This window comes from Candidatus Eisenbacteria bacterium, from assembly GCA_026388185.1.
Classification (GTDB): domain Bacteria; phylum Eisenbacteria; class RBG-16-71-46; order JAFGJU01; family JAFGJU01; genus JAPLKG01.
Genome location: JAPLKG010000011.1, coordinates 254601 through 276928 on the forward strand (window position 1 = coordinate 254601; position 22328 = coordinate 276928).

11 protein-coding genes are annotated in these 22328 nt (G+C 57.5%); 10 read left to right on the top strand and 1 reads right to left on the bottom strand.

From position 1 onward, the window contains the following. The first annotated feature begins 300 nt into the window (after nucleotides 1-300). Nucleotides 301-3720, top strand: a complete 3420-nt coding sequence (locus tag NTX17_06770) for a S8 family serine peptidase (protein MCX5801074.1) — start codon at nucleotides 301-303, stop codon at nucleotides 3718-3720. 167 nt (nucleotides 3721-3887) lie between these two features. On the opposite strand, the gene NTX17_06775 is transcribed toward NTX17_06770, so the two are convergent. Next, nucleotides 3888-4343, bottom strand: coding sequence for a fibronectin type III domain-containing protein (locus tag NTX17_06775; protein MCX5801075.1), 456 nt, complete (start codon nucleotides 4341-4343; stop codon nucleotides 3888-3890). Between the two features lie 520 nt (nucleotides 4344-4863). Between NTX17_06775 and NTX17_06780 the strand changes: the two genes are divergently transcribed. The 9 genes from NTX17_06780 (at nucleotide 4864) to NTX17_06820 (ending at nucleotide 22298) form a co-directional block, all read left to right on the top strand. Continuing rightward, nucleotides 4864-7200, top strand: a complete 2337-nt coding sequence (locus NTX17_06780) for a M23 family metallopeptidase (GenBank protein MCX5801076.1) — start codon at nucleotides 4864-4866, stop codon at nucleotides 7198-7200. A gap of 5 nt (nucleotides 7201-7205) precedes the next feature. Further along, nucleotides 7206-10787, top strand: coding sequence for a DNA polymerase III subunit alpha (locus NTX17_06785; protein MCX5801077.1), 3582 nt, complete (start codon nucleotides 7206-7208; stop codon nucleotides 10785-10787). An 8-nt stretch (nucleotides 10788-10795) separates the two neighbouring features. After that, nucleotides 10796-11761 (top strand): acetyl-CoA carboxylase carboxyltransferase subunit alpha, encoded by a 966-nt coding sequence (locus NTX17_06790; protein MCX5801078.1) that lies wholly within the window; start codon nucleotides 10796-10798, stop codon nucleotides 11759-11761. A gap of 31 nt (nucleotides 11762-11792) precedes the next feature. Further along, nucleotides 11793-11957 (top strand): Trm112 family protein, encoded by a 165-nt coding sequence (locus NTX17_06795; protein ID MCX5801079.1) that lies wholly within the window; start codon nucleotides 11793-11795, stop codon nucleotides 11955-11957. 68 nt (nucleotides 11958-12025) lie between these two features. Continuing rightward, the gene (gene porU, locus NTX17_06800) at nucleotides 12026-16192 is read left to right on the top strand and encodes a type IX secretion system sortase PorU (GenBank protein ID MCX5801080.1); all 4167 of its coding nucleotides are present in this window, start codon (nucleotides 12026-12028) and stop codon (nucleotides 16190-16192) included. A gap of 132 nt (nucleotides 16193-16324) precedes the next feature. Beyond that, nucleotides 16325-17308, top strand: a complete 984-nt coding sequence (locus tag NTX17_06805; GenBank protein MCX5801081.1) for a PorV/PorQ family protein — start codon at nucleotides 16325-16327, stop codon at nucleotides 17306-17308. Nucleotides 17309-17323: 15 nt separating this feature from the next. Beyond that, nucleotides 17324-20521, top strand: coding sequence for an immune inhibitor A (locus NTX17_06810; GenBank protein MCX5801082.1), 3198 nt, complete (start codon nucleotides 17324-17326; stop codon nucleotides 20519-20521). A gap of 73 nt (nucleotides 20522-20594) precedes the next feature. Further along, on the top strand, nucleotides 20595-21401 hold the full coding sequence (locus tag NTX17_06815; protein ID MCX5801083.1) for a hypothetical protein: 807 nt from the start codon (nucleotides 20595-20597) through the stop codon (nucleotides 21399-21401). A 63-nt stretch (nucleotides 21402-21464) separates the two neighbouring features. Beyond that, a complete protein-coding gene (locus tag NTX17_06820) occupies nucleotides 21465-22298 on the top strand; it encodes a hypothetical protein (protein ID MCX5801084.1) in 834 nt (277 codons plus the stop codon). Nucleotides 22299-22328 lie beyond the last annotated feature (30 nt).

Genomic DNA, 22328 nt, shown 5'->3' on the forward strand with positions numbered 1-22328 from the left:
GTAGGCGCTTGTCGTTTGATCCCGGCAAGTGTAGGCAATCCGCGCCGACTGTCAAGCGAAAGCGCCACGACGTACCGCGAGTCCCTCGCGGTCCTCACGTTCTGCCTCGGACCGCGGAGGGACGGCGCGGTTTGGTGACCGAGCGGATTTGTGCCGAATCAGCGAATCGGTTGTCGCGCGCGGTGCCGTCCGTAACACAGTTTGACACGACGCCGCCAACTGCTATACTAGGGAAACGGACTATTTCACGGCGAGACACCTACGAGCAACAGCTTGACGACAATAGCAGGAGGAAGTCAGATGACGGGAGTTCTCCCATTCTCGAGCGGCTCTCGGTTCAAGAAGAAACCGCTTTCGTGCGTAAGCATGTTCCTCGCGACCGCGTTTGTGCTCTGTGGAGGTGTGGGTGTCGAACGGTGTCAGAGTGAGCCGGCTCAACCAACCGTCGGCGACCTTACCGCCGTTGTCCGGGCGCCCTCGGGTGTGGATGCCGGTACCTTCGCTGCCAGTTCCTACGTGAGGCTTCACACGACGAATATTTCCTCCCGGCCCGGCGTGTTTTTCGCAAAGGGAGTCCTGGTCGTCCAGCTTGCCCAGGATCTCGAACCGACATTTGACGGAGGCGGCAGGCTCAGCACGACCGAGCGCGGGCTGGACGAACTACTTCAGGCGCGCGGTCTACTTCGTGCCGAACGGCTTTTCCCCTGGGATTGTGAGAAGAACGCCGGAGGCACGTGCAACTTCTTGAGGCTCACCTTTCCCGGAGACGTCGATCTCGAATCGTTGATGAACGAACTCGGGCAGACGCGCGGTGTGGCCAGTGTGGAGCCGGTGGGAGTTCATCCTGTGGACTATTACCCCAACGACTACTTCTTCTCTGTCCAGAGTATTCAATGGGGCCTGAACCAGGTGCTGGACCACGACGTAAACGCGCCTGAAGCGTGGGACGTTGAGAAGGGGGATTCGTCTATAGTCGTGGCGATCGTGGACACGGGAGTAGACTGGTCGCATCCGGATCTGGGAGGGGTTGCGCCTTACACAGGTGGAAACATCTGGACAAACTGGACGGAGTTTTATGGTGCGGCGGGCGTCGATGATGACGGCAACGGTTTCATCGACGACGTGCGAGGCTGGGATTTTGTCACGGACGTTGTGGGCTTTTCGGGTGAGGACGCGGACACGCCCGACAACGATCCCTCCGACTTCTTCGGTCACGGAACGCACGTCGCCGGGATTGCGTGCGCCCTCACGGACAACACGACGGGCGTCGCCAGTCTCGCCAACGGGTGCAAGATAATGCCCGTGCGCGCAGGCTGGGGCACGGATGATGGAACAGGAAAGCCTACCGGCGTGGTGGCCATGGATTTCTGCGCCAGCGCCATTCTTTACGCGGCCAGGAACGGAGCACGCGTCATCAACTGCAGCTGGGCCAACGACAACTCGGGAGGGCTCGGCGTAGCCGTTGACACTGCAATAGCGCGGGGTGCCATCGTCGTTGTGTCGGCGGGAAACGATCACACGTCTTCTCAGGCCACGAACTATCTGGGCACAAGAGGAGATTGTTTTGCGGTGGCCGCGACGAACAGCAGGGACCAGAAGCCATACTACAGTAACTACGGAACCTGGGTAAACTTCTGTGCGCCCGGCGACACTATCGCGAGCACTTACTACAAGTACAGCACCGGCGAGCACGCCTACGCTTACTACAGCGGCACTTCGATGGCGGCTCCCTTTGTCTCGGCGCTTTCGGCTCTTGTGTTTTCGCAAGACCCCTCACGTACCAGAGCGGACGTGCTCGACATCATTTCTTCCACCTGCGATCCGATTGACGCACTCAATCCCAGCTATTCGGGTCAACTGGGGGCAGGACGAATCGACGCCTACGCCGCTCTGAGCTTCGGGACCGGCGATTGGCAAGCGAAGACGCAGGGTCAAGTGACCGGTTCTCCCGTGCCAGTGGAAGCCGGCCTCGAGACATACGCGGCCGTGACGAGTTCAGACGGGTGTCTCTACGTTTTCGACTCCGGCGGTGAAGCGGTCTCTGGTTGGCCGAAGTGTGGTTTGGGCTCCTCGCTCACGTCCCCCGCTGCCGGCGACGTCGACGGCGACGGACGACAGGAGCTTGTGGTAGGCACAGGTTCAGGCAACGTACACGTGTGGAGCGCCTCAGGCAGTGTCGAGGCGGGCTGGCCGCAGAGTTTCGGAAGTGCCGTAATTTCGGGTCCAATGTTGTGCGATCTTGACGAGGACGGTGCGCGGGAGATCGTGTTTGGTTGCGCCGATTCGACAGTGTACGTCTTGTCCGGAGACGGTTCGCCTGAGACTGGCTGGCCGGTCAAACTCACCGGTCGCGCTTCCTCGCAGCCTTGTCTTGCCGCCATGGGGGCAGACACGGCGTCTGTCATTCTGATTCCTACTTCCGGCTCCAGGCTCAACGCGCTCAAACTCGACGGCAGCGCTCTGCCGGGCTGGCCCATCACGGTGGGTTCTGCTCTTCTCGGCGCGCCTTCCGCCGTGGATCTAGACGGCGATGGTCTGAGCGAGGTCTTCGTTGGCGACTCAAACGGAACCGTGTATGCAATCGAAGACACCGGAGTGCTTCTTGCGGGCTGGCCGCGGGCTGCCTCGGCGTCCCTGACCAGTTCGCTTGCGCTCGGTGACGTCGACGGCGATCGGGTACCCGACGCTGTGGGCGGAACATCGGACGGACGGGTGTACGTGTGGAAATTGAATGGCCAACTCTTGTCTGGTTGGCCGGTCGAGACAGGGGGTTCCGTTGCGTCTTCTCCCGCGCTCGTCGACCTCGACGCGGACGGCAAGTGCGAGGTAGTCGTCGGTTCGGACGACAGGAACCTTCACGTCTGGTCTTCTTCAGGTACGCCTTTTAGCGGGTGGCCGCGCAGCACGGGTGGAGCCGTGAAGTCGTCGCCGTGCATCTGGGATTTCGACGAGGATGGTTTGCTTGAGCTTGCCGTGGGCTCCAACGATACGAAGCTTCACTTCTGGCGACTCGCAGGTTCGCAGGCCGTGGACAGTCTGATGGCGTGGCAGATGTACAGGCACGACGAATGCAGGAGCGGGGAGTCTGGGTTCGAGGCCGGAGCTTCTGTCCGGCCCTACGCCGTGGTATTCGCCCCGGACGGAGGTGAGGTTCTCAGAGAGGGGAGTCGCTTCGAAATAGTGTGGATCGCATATTCTCCCGCAGGCGTTGACTCCGTATCGATTCTGTACTCCGTAGATGGGGGCGCCACTTTCCCTGACACTATCGCCACCGGCGAAGCCAACGACGAGTCCTACGTGTGGGAGGTTCCCTCGGCGTACTCTGACGTCTGCCGAGTGCGGGTCATCGCGTATGATCGGCTACTAAATCAAGTGCAGGACGATACTGACGGTTTCTTCACGATTTTGCCGAGAGCCGGTGTTTCCACGCTTGCCGTCAGTGCCTATCCCAATCCGTTCGCCGGGACTGTCACATTTCGGTGTACGCTCAGACCCCCTCACGTGCCCTGGTGCTGTGGGGAGCGCGGCAAGATAAGGGTGTGCGATGCCTCCGGCAGGCAGGTGGCGTCGCTCTCCGTGGCCGGAGAAGGTCGTACGCTGACCGTGTCGTGGGACGGCGGAAATGAATCCTCGCGGAAGCTCGCTTCGGGGGTCTACCTGTACGAAGCGGACGTAGATGGCTTGAAGACGCACGGGAAACTGGTGTTCCTGAAACAGTGATCCACCCGGTTGGGTCGCGGTCCAGAGTCGATAGATTGGTGGTGGCTGTAGCTCGTTGGGCGGGGGTGGCTCTTGCCGGGCACATCGAAACAACAAGGGAGGGTCAACCGACCCTCCCTTCATGCCAGCCATTCGACTATGTCCAAAGGAATCTGCGGGACAACGAGCTATTCCAAGTAGTCGCTCTTTATGGTGTCGTCCTTACCTGCAGAAGTTGGCGATACGGTGATCGCGAGCGCCGCCGAAGGAGCACTCTCGTTGGCCGATTGGTCTACGGCCGAGATCTTGAAATAGTACGTCGCCCCCGTCGTCAACCCTTCCACCTTGTAGCTGTTTGCGGCAACCAACTGAGTGTTCAGACGCTGATAGCTTGTCTCGCGATCGGGGCTCGGGTCGTATTCGTAGACGTAGTATCCGGCGATGTCGGCTTCCGTGTTTTTCTGCCACCTCACGCTAGCCCACCCGTCGGCAGTTCTTGGCGTGCCGAGAACCGGGGCCGCCGGGGGCACCGTGTCCGGGGTTTCGATAATGGGACTGGTTGTGTTGTCACTGCTACACCCTGTCAGTACGAAAGGTGCAAGAAGCAGAGCAAGAATGATGAGCGTGGATCGTTTCGTGAGCATCTGAACCATCCTCCTTGTGTTCCAAAAAACCGATCCTCAGTGCTGCTCGTCTCCAGAGCTACGTTTCTACCCGCCTGAAGCACTAGACCTCATGCAGGCTAGCCAGCGAACGGGTTTGGGAAGCCGCAAGAAGCGTACCATCGACACATTGGTGACGAGCACGCTCAGAGAGAAACGCGCATCTGATTGATATTAAAGAGGATTCGAAGAGGAGGACGGCGGAACTTGGGAATCCGCGCTCCGGTTCGGGTTCAACATGTTGAGGCGGGCAATAGCGACTTGCATGTTTGTCTTGCAAAATGCGAGGCTTCTTGCGCCTGGTGGCCGTTTCCTGCGTCAGGCGGCAGAACCCTGACTGTCAGTAACTGCGCATTCGGAGGTCGACACGTCACGAAGGGCGTCGGTGTGCATCTTGACAGAACTTCCGTCGCGGTGCTAGCTTCTCACTCTGCCTGGAAAGAGAGAGCGCTGCGGAGACAAGATGCGCTCCGATGCGAAGTATGGATCCGGACCGGGAGAAATGAACATCAGAAACTCCTTGTTGTTCAGCATGACTCTGTTCCTCGTCTGCACACCCCTTGCCGTCTATTCTGCCGAGCCGGACTCGGCCGGCAGCGGGTTTCGGTTTCCGCTGCAGCATGTGGGCGCTCTTACATCGACGTTCTCGGAGTACAGAAGCGGCCACTTTCATGCCGGGATCGATCTTTCTACGGACGGAGAGATAGGAATGCCAGTGGCTGCCGCTCGCGCGGGCTACGTGTACAGGGTGCGCGTCTCCGGTGGCGGCTACGGAAAGGCGGTGGAACTTCTTCTGGACAACGGGATGCTCGCCTTGTACGCGCATCTGGACAGATTTTCCGGGGAGATAGAGTCCTTTGTGCACTCGAAGCAACTTGAGAGAGGAAGCTACGAGATAGACGTCTTCCCTCCGCCGTTCCAGATTCCGGTCGTCCCGGGTGAGACAATAGGCTACTCGGGCAACACCGGCTTCTCGTTCGGGCCTCATCTCCATTTCGAGCTCAGACGCGGTGACGTGGCGTTCAATCCTCTGCTGGACGTTTTTCCCCTCGAGGAACACGTTTCTCCTACCTTCAAATTTGTGAAGCTCACTCCGTTAGAATCGGAGTCGGAGATAGACGGGAAGAGCGATCCTCGCGTGTTTTCCTTGAAACGTTCTCGCGAAGGGGAGACGTACGGAACGCCGGTCGTTCCCGAGCTGGCCGGGGCTTTTCTCGTGTCGGTTTCTGTCTTTGACCGAACGGAAAAGGCGAACAACAGGTTGTCGGTGTACGAGCTAAAGCTCTTCCTCGACGATTCGGTGCTCTTCGAGAGCAAGTTCGACGAGATAGAGTCTTCCAGATCACACGAAGTGGAACTGGTCTACGACTACGGGCTTGCAAAGAGGGGGGAGGTATACACGTTCAATCTTTGCCGATTCGAGGGAAGCAAGCTCAGACTCCTGGAGAGACTCAAACCTGGAGCCGGAGTCGTTGACACGGGCCTTCTTGGTCTGTCCGGCTCTCATACTTTGCGCATACAGGCCGGCGATGCCCGAGGAAACGTTAGCACGGCCCTGCTGAGTTTCGTTGCCAATCGAAGGCCGTTCATCAGTTCCGTTGCACTCCGGAAGCGGGAGTCTTCGTTGCTGGTCGAGGCAGAGGTTCAGGATCCTGAGAATGACGTTCGCAGCGTGCGGATGGATTATCTAATGGGGACGCTCAACGGAACGTTCTCAACGGTCTCACTGGAAAGGGAAGAGCAGGTTGGGCGGCCTCGGGCGCCGATCCGCTTCTCCACGGAACTTCAACTTCCGTCGTCGCCGGGTCTCGAGAACTTGGGTGAGGTCGAGGGGATTTTCAGAGTCTGGGCAAAGGACGGTGAAGGCCGAATCTCAAGACCGTTCACGAGGACGTTACTGGGGCACTATGTGCCGAAGGACGTGTCCGTACACCTTGACGTTGAGCGCAGCAAAGAGTGGGCGAAAATCCTGGCGAGGGTGTCTCCCAATTTCTTGAGGCCCAGGATCGGCGTGGTGAGCGGCGACACGTTGTGGCTTCAGGTGAGTGAGGAGTCAGAGGGGCTTTACACTGCCAACTACAAGTATCAACCGATCCTGTCGGACGCGGCCACCGCAATCTGCTTCGTCGAGGGCGAAAACTCCGCGGCTGTCGCCGCTTCAAAGCCGCTCGCCGTGCGTACTGTCAGAAAAGGGTGGGAAGGGGACTTCTGGAGCTCGGACCTGGGGGTGGGCTTGGTTTACAAGCCGCAGACCTTCTACCAGGACACATATGTCAGCATGGAGAGGAAGGACAGGGAGTCCCTCGCCCGCGGCCTCAGGTTTGCGAGCGATATTTTTTCCATTGCACCGGTTGACGTAGTCTTTGACAAGGCGGGTACGGTAGTCATAAGATGTGACAGCGACGTGCCGGCCGCTGACAGGGTCGGTGTTTATCGGAGAACTTCTGGGAGGAATTGGAGCTACGTCGGCGCGGTCGTGGATAGCGTGAACGGAACCGTGGGGGCGAACGTGAGAGCCTTCTCTGAGTTTGCGCTGATCAAGGATGAGGCGCCTCCATCCATTTCGCTGGTGCATCCCCGCAGAGGTCGCGTGTCACGCTCGGCCACGCCTCCCACTTATGCTGTTGTCGGGGACGTTGGCTCCGGATTGGAGTGGCAAGGGATGGAGGTGTCGATAGACGGCAAGAGGGTCCTGAGCGAGTGGGATCCCAGGGTCTCTCGACTTAGCGTCGTGTATGACGAACCGTTGACCGAAGGGGAACACACGGTGGCTTTCGAGGTCAAAGACAGGGCGGGGAACATGAGTCTGACTCAGACCCACTTCCGCGTTGCAAGGTGATTTGTTTGGAACACTGCAAGTTTGTTCATCTTCATAATCACACCGAATACAGCTTGCTCGATGGGGCATGCCGAATCGGAGACCTCGTGAACGCCGCCAAGGCGTACGGAATGCCCGCTCTCGCCATCACCGATCACGGAAACATGTTTGGAGCCATAGAGTTCTACGACAAGGCAACGCGAGCAGGCATCAAGCCTCTGCTGGGCTGTGAGGTCTACGTTGCCAGGGACAGGAAGGAAAAGAACAAGGACGCGGGTTCCCGGACTCACCACCTGGTTCTTCTTGCCGCGAGCAATGAGGGCTACAGGAATCTCCTGAGTCTCGTTTCAGCGGGCTATCTCGAGGGTTTCTATTACACCCCGAGAGTCGACAGGGAAGTCCTCAGAAAATACTCGTCCGGGCTCGTGGCTCTGAGCGGGTGCCTGAGCGGGGAGGTGGCGCGTGTCGCAGCGAGCGGTAACCTGGATGCCGCTACGGCGGTGGCCGCCGAGTTTCGCGAGATCTTTGGCGAGGGCAACTTCTACTTGGAACTGCAGAATCATGGAATGGAGGAAGAGCTCTTGGTGCTTCCAAGGCTTCTGGAGGTGAGCAAGAGAACCGGAATACGGGTCGTGGCCACGAACGATTGCCACTACCTCAAGAGAGAGGACAGCGAGGCACACGATGTTCTTCTGTGCATTCAAACCGGCAAGTCCGTGGATGACACCGACCGTCTGCGTTTCGACACGGATCAAGTCTACTTCAAGTCGCCGCAGGAGATGATGCAGGTCTTCGCTGACATTCCTGAGGCGTGCTCCACCAGCATCGAGATTGCGGAAAAATGCAACGTCGTTCTTGAGTTTGGCAAGATGTATCTTCCTCACTTTCCGCTTCCCGACGGCTGCCCCAGCGCCGATCACTGTCTTCGTACCATGGCCGAGCAGGGTCTTCGAGAGAGATATCACGACATTACAGAAGATATCGTCCGGCGGTTTGAGTACGAGATCGACACCATCTGCAAAATGGGGTTCGCCGAGTATCTGCTCGTCGTGAGAGATTTCATTGAGAAAGCGAGGGAGATGGCAATACCCGTTGGTCCCGGCAGGGGCTCGGCCGCGGGAAGTCTGGTGTCGTACTGCCTGAAAATCACGGACATCGATCCACTCAAGTTCGGACTTCTATTCGAGAGGTTTCTGAATCCCGAGCGAATCAGCATGCCCGACATAGACGTTGATTTTGGATACGAACGGCGGAACGAGATCATAGACTATGTGCTTGGGAAGTACGGCAAGGAGAACGTGACCCAGATAATTACGTTCGGCACCATGGCGGCGCGCGCCGTTGTAAGGGACGTGGGAAGGGCGCTGGGCGTCTCGTACGGCGAGGTTGATCGACTGGCCAAGCTCATACCCAACGAACCGAACATGACGCTGGAAAAGGCGCTGGGGACCGTTCCGGAGCTCAAGGAGCTTTCGACCTCGGACAGCACCTACGAGAAACTGATAAGGTGCGCTTCGACTCTCGAGGGACTTGCCAGACATGCTTCGACTCACGCGGCAGGCGTCCTCATTGCCCCCGGGAAGCTCACGGACTACGTGCCGCTTTTCAAGTCCGGCGAAAACGTCGTTACCACGCAATACGACATGAAGTCTATCGAGAGAATCGGTCTCCTCAAGATGGACTTTCTGGGATTGAGGACTCTCACCGTCATTGAGAAAACCGTGGAAATGGTGAACCGAAAAGGAGAGGCCAGGCTTTCGTTGGAAAGCATTCCTCTCGACGACGAGGAGACGTTCAAGCTCTTGAGGAACGCTCAGACGGTGGGTGTCTTTCAGGTGGAGAGTTCGGGGATGAGAGACCTCTTGAGGAGGATGAAGCCAAGTTGTATCGAGGACATCATAGCCGTGAACGCGCTCCACAGACCCGGGCCGATTCAGGGAGAGATGGTTAAGGACTTCACTCTCTGCAAGAATGGACAGAAGAAGATAACGTTCGAGCATCCTCTCCTCGAGCCGATCCTCAAGGACACTCACGGTGTCATACTCTACCAGGAGCAAGTGCTCGAGATCGCTCACAAACTTGCGGGTTTTTCCCTTGGCCAGGCCGACATTTTGAGAAGGGCCATGGGCAAGAAGATGGCCGAAGAAATGGACGCCCAGAGAAGGGCCTTCATCGGCGGTGCGAAGAAGAACGGGATAAATCGAAGAACGGCAGAACGCATTTTCGATCTGATGGCCAACTTCGCCGGGTACGGGTTCAACAAGTCGCACAGCACCGCGTATGCCATAATTTGTTATCAAACCGCCTACCTGAAGGCCAGGTATCCTCAGGAGTTCATGGCGGCATCGCTGAGCAGCGAAATGGATAGGACGGAGCGCGTGACGATCCTGGTCGAGGAATGCCGAAGAATGGGAATCAAGGTGCTGGCTCCTGACATTTGCGAAAGCCAGGGAGAGTTCACCGTCACTCCTCTGGGGATTCGCTTCGGCTTGGGTGCGATACGCAACGTAGGTTCTGGAGCGATAAGGTCCATAGTCCAGGCGCGGGAGAGTGGAGGGAGATTCAAGAGCGCGTTTGACGTTTGCAGGCGAGTAGACCTGCGTCTGGTCAACAAGCGGGTTCTCGAGAGCCTCATATGCGCGGGGTCCTGCGACGGCCTGCCGGGTCACAGAGCGCAGCTCCTGAGCGCACTCACCAAGGCCTACGGAACCGGACAGAGAAAACAGAGGGAGAAGGTCAACGGCCAGGTTTCCTTCTTTGATTCGCGCGGCCACGAGTTCGCGGGGGAAGAACTGCCGGAGGTAAGTCCCTGGTCTCGCAGCATTCAACTCGCCAGGGAGAAGGAAATGCTCGGCTTCTATTTCTCCGACCATCCGCTTGCTCCTTTTCGAGACAGGGTGAGGAGGATCGCTTCGTTCGAAATAGCGAAGCTCTCGGAGCTCTCGGATGGAACGAACGTGAAAGTCGTTGGAGTGGTCTCGTCGAGCAAGATGATCATCGGGAGAAACAAGAGGCCGATGGCGTTCATCACACTTGAAGATTTCTCCGGTTCGGTCGAGTGTCTAGTGTTCTCTGACCTCTACGAAAAGGCGAGGCGCGACATTTGCGTGGATTCGATCCTGATCGTGAAAGGGAGAACCAGCAGCAAGGAAGAGGAGATAAAGCTCATCGCTCAGGAAATTGAAGAGTTCAAGGACACTTCTGAGATCGTCGCGCCTTCGGAAGAGCTTGGGCGTGGGGGATGTCCGGCTGGGGGCCCGGGCGACGGTACTTCCTTGAAGGTGCTCGGAGAGGATGTTCCGGTTTCTCGGCAGAAACCGAGGCTGGAGATTCTGCTTCCTTCTTGCGGGATCGAGCTTGCCACGAGAGTCAAAGACGTTCTCCAGAGTTTTCCAGGTGAGTGCGAAGTCGTCCTCGTCGTGCAGGGCGACGAAAGAGCCCCTGTCAAGGTCAGAGTCCGCTCCGTGAGAGTCAGTGCGGACGACCTGCTCCTTCACGCGTTGGGGGAACTTATAGGCCCCGAAGGAGTTAAAATAGGGTGGCCGCAGAGAGAGATTTTGGATACTGCTGACACGGCGCAGTGGTCACCGCCAATCGGACAAAGGTAAGTGGTTTGATGGGCATAGACGGAACGTGGCTTGATTTTGAGAAGCCTATCGTAGAGTTGGAGCGACGAATACAGGACTTGAAGGACTTTGGAACCGAGGAGAACATCGAGTTTACCGAGGAACTGGGGAGGCTGGAGCAACGCCTTACCAGACTGAAGAGCGAGATATACTCGGGTCTCTCCAGTTGGCAGAAAGTCCAGCTCGCAAGACACCCGCGCCGCCCGTACACGTTGGACTACGTCGAGGCCATGTGCTCGAGCTTCCAGGAGCTTCACGGGGACAGAAACTTCGGGGACGACAGGGCCGTGGTAGGCGGCCCGGCCGAGATCGCCGGAAGGCCCATCATGATCGTGGGGCAGCAGAAGGGGAGGAACACTAAGGAGAATATCAGCAGGAATTTCGGCATGCCTCATCCGGAGGGCTATAGGAAGGCTCTCAGGCTCATGACGATGGCCGGCAAGTTCAGGTGTCCGATTCTGAGTCTCATAGACACCCCGGGAGCCTTTCCCGGAGTTGGTGCGGAAGAAAGGGGACAGTCGGAGGCAATCGCGCGTAACCTCAGGGAGATGGCTCTGATACCGGTGCCCATTGTCGTGGCAGTCATAGGTGAGGGAGGAAGTGGAGGTGCACTTGCCATGGCTGTGGGCGATACTGTGCTGATGATGGAGAACGCGATTTACTCAGTGATCTCACCCGAGGGTTGCGCCGCAATCCTCTGGAGCGACAGGGCGAAAGCTCCTCAGGCCGCTGAGGCGCTGCGGCTCACCGCGACGGATCTCTTCGAGATGAGCGTGGTTGACGAGCTCGTTCCGGAACCGCTTGGAGGTGCGCACAGGGATGCAGAGAAGTCGGCTGCCGCTCTTAAGGAGGCCGTGTTGCGCTGGTTGGATGATCTCTCAAAACTCTCCGTCGACGAGCTACTGACCCGGCGAGCCTCAAAGTACCGGTCAATGGGAGTGTTCGAAAAAGAGTGAGTCGAGACTAGCTGGCGAGATCGGAGGTGCCATGCTCAGCGAGGAGCTTCTACGAATACTGGCGTGTCCCAAGTGCAAAGGCGACCTGGAATACGACAGGACGAACGACAAGTTGATCTGTCATGCTTGCAGGCTGCGGTATAACATTAAGGACAACATCCCGATCATGTTGATAGACGAAGCAGAGAAACTCTGAGGACCAGGCGGACTGGGATAGGGAAGGGGCAAGAACCTACTTGTTCAATGAAGAGGGGACGGCAGTCTATGCAGTTCAGGTTTTGTAGGGCGGCGAGACGTGATCCTCGGGCGACGGGCACACCGAGTTGCCTGAGTCTGATCGATGCTCTGGTGGCACTTTGTCTGTCTCTTGTGGTCTGCGCTGCGTTCATGGCGACCCCCTCTGAGAGTGAACCGCTGCCCGGTGGTCCGCCGGCCAGGCTCATCCGCTCGGACCAGACACTCATCGAGTTTGACGTAATTGCAGAGGGCACGAATTTCGTGACCAGGGAGACGGCGGCCGGAAGTTTCGAGGCCGTCAGAATTCCCGGTTTTTTCTCGTACGGCAGACCCGGTGAAGCACAACTCCCACACAGGACCTTTCTTGTCGGCATTCCTGTCGGAGCGGCATACGACGTCACAGTGCTACCTCTCGATGACGTGACTTTTCAGTCCAAGAGAATACTTCCTGCCCCGGTCGTTTCTGTCGGTGGCGACGGGATGAGCGAGGAACGAATCGTTCCCTCGGAGAGCTTTTACGGCAGAAACGAGTCACTTCCTCCCAGCCCGCTCCTGGGGGCGCGGGAATCATGGATGAGAAATCAGAGAGTCCTCGGGATCGACGTCTCTCCTGCGAGGTATAACCCCGTCTCCCGGATCCTCGTGGTGTCGACAAGAGTCAAGGTCACCATCACGTTGCGACCCGGCGCAGTGAAATCAGGAGCCGGGCGCGAAGTGCAGAACATCGAGGCAGGTGAGGCGGACGGTCTCGAAGCCCTCTACCGGGCCACCCTCGTGAATTACGAGCCTTCCCGTGGCTGGAGAGGCAGGCGGGTTCCCAGACCGGTCAGTCAACTCCGCGACTCGTTTGCCTCGTCATCGAATTGGTGCAAACTGTCGGTCAAGGGACGCGGAATCTACAAGGTAACGGGCTCGGACCTCAGAACGGCCGGGGTGAGCGACCTGGGAAGCATAAACCCTCTCACGTTGAGACTCTTCAACGGAGGAGGCCTTCCGCTTCCAGCTGCGAGAGAACCTTCTTCGCTCGAGGAGTGGATGAGCGAGTGTGCCATCGAGGTTTTCGACGGAGGGGACGGTAGATTCGACGATACCGATTTCATCCTTTTCTACGGGATGGGGACTGACGGCTGGAAGGATTACTTCGAGCCCACCGAGCCCGCCGTGTATCTGGAGAACAGTTACACGGGCACGAACGTTTACTGGCTTACGTGGGACGGCAGCTTTGTCACGAATCCGGAGCCCGTACGGATCGCGTCAAGAAACGGCGTCCCCGTGACGGGCGGCGCGTACTTTCCCGGGTACGTTCCCGCGAGGCTTCACGTAGAGAGGAACACGTTCTACGATCCTTCACTGGCGGAGAGAGACCAGCGCTGGGAGAAGTGGTGGTACCAGGCGCTTAGCAGCACCGCAAGCGGACCCCAGTCATATCTCTACACCTTCGAAGCTCCCAACCTCGAGCCTGCCGCCAGATGCAGCCTCATGGTAAGACTGTGGGCACCCTGCACAGTGACTGAAGTCTCCTGCGGCTACCGGCATAAGGGTAGAATCATATTGAACAGGCAGTGGGTGAATGAGGACTCGTTGTACAGTGTGAACTCCAGGATGGATCTTTCCGGGAGCGGTTTCTGGGGTCAGGAAAGGGACTCCCTGATCATCACCCTGGGCTACGCGAGTGACGTGTTGTACCTCGCGTGGTATGAATTTTTCTACGGCAAGAAACTGACTGTGGACAGCAACTCCTTCGCGCTCTCAAGCCCTGACACTACGGCCATTGTGAGGTATCCGCTCAACGGCGTGACCGACACCACGGGCCTGAGGCTCTTCGACGTGACCGACTACTTCTCTCCAGTCGAAATAGTGGGGTGTGACCTGCAGGACGCCGGAGGCGACTTCACGCTGGAATTCGAGGACACTCTCGAAGCAGGCAGAACAAAACACTATCTCCTGGTATCTTCAGCCGGCCTCAAGAGCCCCGAGAGTGTTGTCTTGAAACAGTTCAGCCGCCGCTTGAGGGACACCGAGAATGGCGCAGACTACGTCATGGTGACGCACCCGACTCTTGCGCAAGGAGTCCAGGGGCTCAGGTCATTACGAGAGACGACAGTTCCTGGGATAGAGGATCCGGCGACCATGGTGGTCTTGACGTCGGAGATCTATGATGAATTTTCTTGGGGGCTTGAGGATGCGTGTGCACTCAGGGATTTCATTATGTATGCTTACTGGAATTGGGCCGGAAGCTCAAGGCAGGTTTCTTACGTGTTTCTTGTCGGGGAAGCCTCGTACGATTTTCGCAATTACCTCGGCACCGGTTTCCAGAACCTGGTTCCCGCATGGGAAGATAGCTATGATTTTTACATGCAGGTTCAGCTCGTGAATGACGATTTCTTTGTTTTGCTCGACGGTCCCGGCGATGTGCTGACCGACGTCGTTGTTGGAAGAGCTACCGTCAGGACCCTCGGAGAGGCACGCACGGTTCTCGATCAGAAGACCGTGCCCTATGTCAACTCTCCAAGCCACGGGGTGTGGCGCAACAAGGCCATTATTGTCGCAGACGACAATTATAAACTCTGCGCGGCCGACGAGTTGGGGTACTGGCATACGTATCTTAGCGACTCCGTTGCTGCGCTGCATCTGCCCAAGGCACTTGATAAAGACAAGATATATCTCGCCGAATTTCCGCGTGATGCCGGAGTTTGTTACAAATCCAAGGCCAAGCAGGCGTTCATCTCGTCTTTTGACGAGGGAGCACTCATAGTCAATTACATTGGGCATGGAAGCGGGAACCAACTCGCCCATGAGCAGGTATTCCGTTTAGACGACGTAGGTTCGTTGTCCAACGGAGAGAAGCTACCCTTGTTTTTTGCAGGTTCATGCAAGGTCGCAAAGTTTGACGAGCCCTCCGGCAGCCAGGATGCAGAAGGAATTGCGGAAAAACTCCTGAGACAGGACGGGGGAGGGTCAATTGCGTCCGTCGCAGCGACAGGGCTTGTGTATAGCGATCAGAATTACGATTTCAACAGCGCGTTCTTCGATTTTGTTTTCCCCGGGGCATCGCTCGATTCGACGACGGCTATCGGTGTTGCTTTGCAGGCCGCCAAGAACCTCCTGGCCGTTTCCAAGGAGGATACTCTGAACGCCAGAAAGTACTTACTCATGGGTGACCCGGCCCTCCAGCTCGCCGTTCCTGAGCTTGAGGTTGCCTTTGACACGACGAGTGCTGACACCGTGCATCTGGGAGAAGTTGTGACCGTGAGCGGGGAGATAAGGGACGACGGGGAGCTTGCGCAGTGGTACGACGCGAATGTAGATCTGGAGGTTTCTGGCTCCGAAATTGTGCGTATTCCCGGTGGGTGGAGCCCTTACTATCTGCCCGGCTACAGATTCTTCCACGGCTCCGCGGCTGCGGAACAGGGAAGATTCGAGTTTTCCTTTGTCGTTCCTGTCGACACGTTGATACTGGGTTCTACGGGACGAGCCAGAGGTTATTCCGTGGGTACGGTCGACGGTACAGGTATCGTCTCGCCCATGGTGATTGATCACACCGGCGCAACCCCCAGTGATACTACCGGCCCCTCGGTAGTGCTCAGATTCGACAACGATGCGCGCTACGTTCCGTCTCAGTCGGTGCTCCACGTAATCCTGCGTGATGAGCACGGCATTAGCATAACGGGCACGAACGCGTCGAATTCCATCCTTCTTCAGGTCGACAAGGCAATCGAGCCGGTCGACCTTACGTCTGCCTTTGTCTATTACGAAAGCAGCTACCAGGGGGGACAGATCGACTATGTGATTCCGACTCTTTCCACTGGACCTCACAGCGTCCTCGTGGTGGCGCACGACAACCTGGGCAACAGAGGCGCGGGAGATTTGGGATTTGAGATTGTGGAACGGGACACGCTTCTGCTGAAAGAGGTCATAAACTATCCGAATCCATTCAAGGAAGAAACGTACATAAACTTCGATCTGACCGCCGATGGAATGGCCACAATCAAGATCTTTACTGTGTCCGGTACGTTGATTCGCAAGCTTTGTGAGAATAGCCCTGCAAGGAGGGGAAACAATCAGTTCAAGTGGGACGGAAAGGATGCCGAAGGAGACGAAGTGGCCAACGGCATCTATCTTTACAAGATAGAAGTGAAGGACGGGGAGGGGGACAAGGATTCTTTTATCGGAAGGGCGGCGGTACTGAAATAGCAGCTTCAGCTTCCCGCCGGCGCGCCGGAGTTCCGGGACCTTTCGAGTGCGTTTTGATTGACTTGAGTTGTAATCGCGTGTTAGACTAAGAGGAAGTGTTTTGGTTTTGTAGTTCGAATGGGGGAAATTGGCATGAAGAGATGCATTCCGTTTTATGCTGCCTTGATGTTTCTGCTTCTCTCGGGTCTATTGCCTTCCAGGGCGTTGGCTGTGGGTGAGGCCATTGCGCCATCTGTGACCTTTGCTCCGAGCGCTCGTTCGGAGGGAATGGGAAGGGCTTACGTTGCAATTGCCGACGACGCGACCGCCTCATGGTGGAATCCCGCCGGCCTCGCTTTTCTGACGAACAGGAACATTTCTGCAATGCATACCAAACTGGCCCCGGGCTTGGCAGACGACGTCTACTATGAGTACTTGGGCTACGCCCAATCCACGAAGGATTGGGGCGGGCTTGCCGCAAGCCTTGTGTATCTGACTTACGGCGATATTCTGGGCACCGATGCCGAGGGGAACCCGACTGGGACTTTTACCAGCTATGAAATATCGCCCTCCCTGGCATACGGGACAATGCTGGCGAAGGATCTGGGCGTCGGCGTGAACCTCAAGATTATTCACGTGAACTACGCTCCGTCGTGGGCCGTGATGGAAGGGAAGGCGGGGAAGGGTACGACCTTCGGCGCTGACCTCGGCGTTCTGTACAGGAGAAACAGGTGGAGTCTGGGCGCATGCTTCCAGAACATCGGCCCCAATCTGACGCTGATCGACGCCGACCAATCAAGCCCGATCAGCAGAAACCTGAAGGTGGGCGTTGCCGCCAACGTGTGGGAGGGGAGTCTGGGCAGATGCATCGCGGCGTTCGACGTGAACAAGCCCTTTGTTTTTGCGGACGACGGGCCCATTGTCAGTGGCGGTGGGGAGTTCCTTTTCAGCGAACTTCTTGCAGTGAGATTAGGTTTCATCACCGAGAGATGGTACACGAAGGATTATCCTATTGAGGGACCGACGTTCGGACTGGGGCTACAGTACAAGGGTGTCAGGTTCGACTACGCGAGTGTTCCCCAGTCAAAGGAACTCGAAGACAAGGTGAGCAAGTTCTCTTTTTCTGCGAAGTTCTAACCCAGGGAAAGTGATTTGAGACCATTCCTCGCACTGCGCGCAAGCCTTGGGCTTGCGCTTTCCATTTTGGTCGGCTCTTTTTTCTGCGGTCACTCGCAGGCGGCCCAATTGGGCTCTCGCTTGTTGAGGGTGACTCCCGTTCGCGAGGCTTCCTCGCGAGACAGGGTCGCTGCGGAGACTTCGAGAGGCGTTGTTGAACCTGGTAGAGATGTCATCAATGAAGTGCTGAAGAGGCGCGCCGTCAGGGACTACTTCGCGGCGCCGGGTCTTTCGGCGAGACAAGTGCCCGGCTTCCGCGCGGGATTGGGAACTCAGGGCACGGAAGCTCCACTGACCGTGCGCGTGCTCGGGCTCAGGGTAGACTTTCTCTCTGACAGAATGGGCTCTCTGACTACTACCGCGGACGGCAAGTTCGATCTGAGGACCGGAACGGCGCAGTTCATTGATCCGCCTCCGCACAACGGCAATTACTTCGCTGCTCACTTGGAAGCTCTTTCGAGATACTATTCTGCAATGAGCTTCGCGGAGCTCCAGGTTGAGTACGATGTGTTCCCCCAAGAGCCTGACTCTGCGTTTCATCTCTCCGACACGGCCGACTACGGACCGTGGACGTACTCTGACGAAGACTACCAGCTCGGTGTTGCGCTCATAACTGACGCAGTGCATGCGGCGGACAATAGCGCAGAGTCCATCGACTTCTCTCAATACGACATCGTCATAATCTTCCACGCGGGGGCCGATCTCCAGGGCGACGTGAACTACGACTCCGAGTGGGATCTCCCGTCTTTCTCGCTGACCCTCGCCGATCCTATACTCGTCGACCATGGGAGCGCCTACGTCTATGGGGCCGCGGTTATTCCGGAGACCTCGGGGCAGGACGGCATGCTAGGTGCGCTCAATGGTGTGCTTACCCACGAGTTCGGCCACATGCTCGGACTGCCTGATGTGTATAACACCGATGATTTCCTGCCTGCCGTCGGCTACTGGAGCCTGATGGACTCTGGAAACTATCTGGGGGGTATTGTGGAGGATCCGAACACCGGCGAACTCGTGTACGTGTTCGGGATCATTCCGGGTGGGCTTGATGCCTGGTCCAGGAGAGAGCTCGGAAGGATTGTTGGAAGACAGACGGTCGACGAAATAGAAGTCGGTGCGCAGTGGGCAGACACTCTGAGAGCGATTGAATTGAGTTCGCGCGTGCTGGTGGTGCCGGCAAGCGGCAGCGAGTATTTCATGATAGAGAATCGCGAGTGCGATCTTGACGGCAATGGCTACGTAGAGGTCAGAGCGGACCCGGCAACGGGAGTGATCCTCGGTCCAGAGTCGAACGAGTATGATGCCCTCCTGCCAGGTTCTGGAATCCTAATATGGCACATCGATGAAGGGATCATCGCACGACGCAGCTCGCTCGGGCTGAGCCCGAACGGTGGCCAATCGGAAAGGGGAATAAGCCTGGAGGAAGCCGACGGGATTGTGGACCTGGGTGATCCTTCTTCTTCCTACTGGCTGGGCAGTGAGTTTGACCCATACTTCGTAAGCAATGCCACGCAGTTCGATCCAACAACGGTGCCCAACAGTGACGCCAATTCCGGTGCGGCGAGCCAGGGTTCCGTCAGCGTGGAGAGTGAAAGTCAGGTCGGCATGTACGTCTCCGTGGAGAGGAAGTGGGCGCGGGACGGCTGGCCGGTCGTTGTGGGACCACTTGAGGAAGCCTCTCCGGGTTTTGGGGATTTCGATGTGGACGGCGTGAAGGAAGTTTTTCTGGCAGGCCCCGGTTCCACCGTGAGGGCCTGGAAGGCCGACGGTTCGGCGTACCTTGCGGGAGAGCCGCGTGGAAGGCTGGCAGATGCGCCCGGCCCTCTTCTTCCCACTCTCTGTTTCAGTGAAGGCATTTCTGCTCTTGTAGGCACCGTGGTGCTGGGAGATTCAGGTACCCTCTACGCTTGGGCCGTCAATGGTGACCACAGTCCGGTGACGCCGGGTCAGGTGTTGGCGGGCTGGCCGCCGGCCATTTCGTCTGTCACAACGCCTCCGTGTGCCGTGGGCGACGACATCATCGCCGGCTGCTCCGACGGAAAAGTGCGCGCTCTCGACGCCGGAGGTGCCCTCAGATGGAGTAGTCAGACTTCGCTCGGCCAGTCTGTCACGGGCTCGATCGCGGCGGGTGACATTGACCATGACGGCTACTACGAAGTCGCTTTTGGCGGACCCCACTCGGTTGCGGTGGTTTCTTCGACGGACGGTGAGTTCTTGTTTTCGCCCTACGAATTGCCGGAGGGTGGCCCTGCTGATTCGGCTGGACCCTACGTCTTGATGGCCGACGTGGACGGCAAACCTGACAGCACCTTGGAAGTTGTCATAACCACGGGTTCCGGGAACATGTTCGCTCTCAACTCGACCGGGCAGGTTCTCGAAGGTTGGCCGGTTTTTCTCAACGATCCTGTCTCGTCGTGGCCTGCCGCAGGGGATGTCGACGGCGATGCCCTCGCGGAGATAGTCGTGCATTCGTCCTCCGGGAAGTTATACGTGATCAACGGGACCGGTGTGATCTCCTCGGGATGGCCCATAACGTCTGGCTGCTCCGGTACGCAAACGCGCAACGGCGTCTCCGCTTGTGATTTGAACTCCGACAAATCGACCGAGATTCTCTTTCCCTACGATGGCTCCGGGATATCCGCCGTCGGCAGCGACGGGACGCCCCTACAAGACTGGCCCGTCGCGGTCGGCAGCCGGATTTGTGGTAGCCCCGCCCTGACGGATCTGGAGGAAGACGGGAAGCCGGAGCTATTTCAGGCCGCAGGCGACTCACTTCTTGTCTGCCTTGAACTGCCATATTCCGTCTCTGACTTCGAGTGGCCTCTCAGGGGCAACACGAGTGCCCGCACCAACTGCCTTGAGCGGCGCGGAGGCCTGTCGCTGCTTGCTGGACAGGTGCTGTTCGCGGGAGGTGCAGTCTACCCTCAACCGAACCCTTCTCACGGGCCGACAACGAGCATCAGGTACTTTCTCTCAGCGCCGGCAAGCGTGAAACTCGAGATATTCGACCTTTCGGGGAGGAGAGTCTACTCCAGCGAGACCGAATGCCAGGCCACCGAAAACTCGTTCGTCTGGTCTCACGCGGGTCTTCCTCCCGGAGTCTACATAATCAGGTTGGAAGCGGAGGCCCTTGGAAGGAAAGACGTGGCATTCACGAAGGCATCTGTGTTACACTAAGTTACACTAGAAGGGAACTACCCGGCCGCCCGGTGGTACACAATAGGTGGGATGGCCCTCTGGGAGGATGTGTATGGCTCGGTATTTGGGCCTGATGCTCTCGTGTATCTTGTTCAGTTGCTTGTTGATTTCGGCCTGCGGAAACGCTTGCGCCCAGGCAGCCCTCGAAGTGAAGGGGAATCTTGCCCTGGCAGACCCGCTAATCGGACCTCTCGATTCTGAGCCGGCCTTACTTCTTGCCCAGAAAGCAATCGAAGAACCCGTCACAGCGACTGAGAAGACCGGCGAACTGGGGTCTTCACGACAGGTCGAGAAATCCCCTGCAAAGGCGTTTCTTTTCTCTGGAATGGTTCCAGGAAGTGGCGAGCTTTACGTGGGGGCAAAGAGGGGATACATATTCCTGGGAGTTGAGGCGGTGGCCTGGGCTTCGAGCTACTTCTTGCGCGAGAGCGGCAACAAGAAAGAGGAGGAATTCGAGGACTTTGCCGACCGACACTGGGCTTTTCCGGCCATCGGCTCGGAGTACAATGGCTCGGTCTACACTGCTCAGCGCGACAGCCTGATGCAGTATTTCTACGTGCACAACAAGCAGCATTACTACGAAGACATCGGAAAGCAGCCGTTCTGCATGCCCGGTTGGGATTCCACGGTGAACCTGGAGTCTTACCTCGACATGAGGGACAATAGCAACTGGCTTCTCAAGAATTCGAATTACGCAATGATGGCTGCCGTGGTAAACCACGTGGTCAGTGCCGTTGACGCTTTGAGACTCGCCCGGAATTACAACGCCAGCCTCGGTCACGGAATGAAGCTGAATCTAAAGCTTAAGACCAATCCGCATTCAATGGGAATCATCATGGTTGCCTCTCGGAAATTCTGAGAAGGCCGGCCTCTTGGCGCGGACCTGGAAGTTCGCGGGACTGCCGCGTGAGGGTACTCGGAAGTGAAGCATTCTAAGCTCGTGCCTCTGGTTTTCTTGACGTTCGTTCTTGCCGCTGTTCTTCCTCCCGTGGCACGTGCCGGCGCAATCTCGCCTTCGCCTGCGATGGCCCTGGTGACAAAGGATTTCCGCGAGTCTCTTCAGGTTGCGGATGCTTCGTCTGACGTCTCTTCGACTTCGGATGCTTCGTCCTCCCTGTCAAAGAATGGAGGGAAATCGAGGGCCAAGGCACTCGCTCTATCGACCCTGCTGCCTGGGGCCGGGCAGTACTACAGCGGGAGGAAGGGAAGGGCCAAGTTCTTTTTTCTGACTGAATCCGCGATATGGACCAGCTTTATCGTTTTTGAAGTGCAGGGTCATCTTAGAAAGGACAACTACATAAATTACGCCGGACTGATGGCGGGTGTCGACGCTGCGGGCAAGTCGGAAGATTTCTATCGCGCCCTCGGCCGGTACGTGCAAAGCGATCCTGGACCTGGAAGCTATAATGAGGACGTACGGAGGGAGGCAAGAGCGCTTTATCCAGACGACAAGCAGCAACAGGATCAGTACGTTCAGGAGAACGGCTATTTTGGCAAGAACGCCTGGCAGTGGCAGTCAGAAGAGGACCAGGCTTACTACAGAAACCTCAGGAAGAAGAGTCAACTGGCTTTTCGCCGGGCCACGTATATGGTGGGTGTGGCCGTCGCCAATCGAATTCTGTCGGCCATGGATGCGGCCCGTTCCGTCGCAAATCCGGCAAAGCCGGCGAATACATCTCAAGGGCTCAGGTTTGAGATGCGAACAGACCCGGATTCTCCCGAGTACTTCATGGTCTGCTTGACACGATCCTTCTGAGGACCTGCTTGTCTGTCGCCTTTCGCGCGC

Coding starts and splice junctions, on each gene's coding strand:
- NTX17_06770 (MCX5801074.1), top strand. CDS start 301: ATGACGGGAGTTCTCCCATTCTCGAGCGGCTCTCGGTTCAAGAAGAAA.
- NTX17_06775 (MCX5801075.1), bottom strand. CDS start 4,343: ATGCTCACGAAACGATCCACGCTCATCATTCTTGCTCTGCTTCTTGCA.
- NTX17_06780 (MCX5801076.1), top strand. CDS start 4,864: ATGAACATCAGAAACTCCTTGTTGTTCAGCATGACTCTGTTCCTCGTC.
- NTX17_06790 (MCX5801078.1), top strand. CDS start 10,796: ATGGGCATAGACGGAACGTGGCTTGATTTTGAGAAGCCTATCGTAGAG.
- NTX17_06795 (MCX5801079.1), top strand. CDS start 11,793: ATGCTCAGCGAGGAGCTTCTACGAATACTGGCGTGTCCCAAGTGCAAA.
- porU (MCX5801080.1), top strand. CDS start 12,026: ATGCAGTTCAGGTTTTGTAGGGCGGCGAGACGTGATCCTCGGGCGACG.
- NTX17_06805 (MCX5801081.1), top strand. CDS start 16,325: ATGAAGAGATGCATTCCGTTTTATGCTGCCTTGATGTTTCTGCTTCTC.
- NTX17_06815 (MCX5801083.1), top strand. CDS start 20,595: ATGGCTCGGTATTTGGGCCTGATGCTCTCGTGTATCTTGTTCAGTTGC.